Genomic DNA, 1,642 nt, shown 5'->3' with positions numbered 1-1,642 from the left:
GGGAGAGCAAGTGGAACGGCATGCCGGATGGTGCCGGCCGCCAAAACGGCCGGGTGTTTGTGACGGAAACCGGCAATGTGACAACTAAGACAGACATCGGCAAGAGGCTGAATTCGATCCAGAGCCGGCAGGTGGCTGCCGGGACGTCGCTGATGGCTGACTGGCGACTCGCGCGGGATGCGCTGATAGAGCATCTGACCACTCAGGGCCACTACGATCGCGGCGCCTTGGCGGCCCTGACATTTACGGACCTTGGTGAGAGAACCTGGGACGAGGAGACGCAGGGCCTGATCGATGCCTGGGAGAGCAGGTGGAACAGCATGCCGAATGGCGCCGGCCGCCAAAAAGGCCGGGTGTTTGTGACGAAAACCGGCAACGTGATGACTGCGCAACAGATTGGCAGCGCAATGTCAACCAGCACGCGTGAAACGTAACACAAGCCCTTGGGCAATTGGTTCTAGTACTGTCCGGCCCGAGCACTGCGGTTGTGTCGCATTAGTGGATTGAAGGAGCAATTTTGCTGACGACGTGGCCACACCGTGACGCCGGACGGACTTCTCCTGCCAACGCATAAAACTGGTCAGCGAACGGCATGCGGTTGCAGTCTTTGATGCTGAACTGGCCTTTACGAAGCATATGCATCAGCTCAATGCCGGCAATGACGGCTTGGGCAGCCCGAAACGATTTGAATCCCAGCATCGGCCGGGTGATGCGTTTGACGGCGCGGTGATTTTGCTCCACGATGTTGTTGAGGTATTGGACCTGCCGAATTGTGGCGGGTATGCCGCGTTCCTGGTTTAGCTGCTCGAGCGCTCCACAGTTAGCGCGCCGCTCTTGTCCATTGTGACCTTGTCAGGCACAGCGTCGTACTGAATCGCCTTATCGAAGCAATGAGCTCACCAGACGCTTGGCTATCTGGCATGACCTCACCGGTGTCACCCAACATCCGTCTACTCCGTTCTGAGTATCGGTCGACCAGCCCTATTCTCGCTTCCACCACGTTAATTTGACAGTGCCCTCACTTTCATTCGCGCGGGTTTCTTTGCAACAGAACTCTCTGGAGTCTGTCCAGTACTTGGCTGATATTTGTCACATACATCACATTGCCAGTGCGCGTCAAAAACACCCGGTCGGATGTTCGACCAGCACCCTCCGGCATGGCGTTCCATGTGGTTTGCCAAGTATCGATCAACCGCCGCGTCTGGTCGTCCCAGTTTTGTTGGTTAAGCTCCCTAAACGTCAGGGCCGNCGACCAGCACCCTCCGGCATGGCGTTCCATGTGGTTTGCCAAGTATCGATCAACCGCCGCGTCTGGTCGTCCCAGTTTTGTTGGTTAAGCTCCCTAAACGTCAGGGCCGCCAAGGCGCCGTAAGAGTAGTGGTATTCGTGGGCCAGATGCGCCATCAGCGCATTGCGCGCGCGTTGCCAGCCGGCCGGCGGCGGCGCTACGGCCACCGCCTGCCGGCTCTGGAGTCCTCCCAGTACTTGGCTGATATTTCCAGCATGCATCACACTGCCTGTGACCGACACAAACACCCGGTCGGATGTTCGACCAGCTCCCTTCGGCATGGCGTTCCATGTGGTTTGCCAAGTATCGATCAACCGCCGCGTCTGGTCGTCCCAGTTTTGTTGGTTAAGTTCC

1 protein-coding gene and 1 pseudogene are annotated in these 1,642 nt (G+C 57.9%); one reads left to right on the top strand and one right to left on the bottom strand.

What is annotated here, in order from left to right; translation table 11 throughout:
• The coding region (locus RY831_RS32875; RefSeq protein WP_326510483.1) for a hypothetical protein at positions 1-434 on the top strand (434 nt) is incomplete at its 5' end.
• A 61-nt stretch (positions 435-495) separates the two neighbouring features.
• On the opposite strand, the pseudogene RY831_RS32870 reads toward RY831_RS32875, so the two are convergent.
• Positions 496-759, bottom strand: a pseudogene (locus RY831_RS32870) (DDE-type integrase/transposase/recombinase); the annotation flags it as partial.
• Positions 760-1,642: the final 883 nt, after the last annotated feature.

It is taken from the genome of Noviherbaspirillum album, from assembly GCF_035916955.1.
Taxonomy (GTDB): Bacteria; Pseudomonadota; Gammaproteobacteria; order Burkholderiales; family Burkholderiaceae_D; genus Noviherbaspirillum; species Noviherbaspirillum album.
The sequence above is the reverse complement of the archived record's forward strand: the minus strand, read 5'-3'. Positions and strand labels throughout refer to the sequence as shown.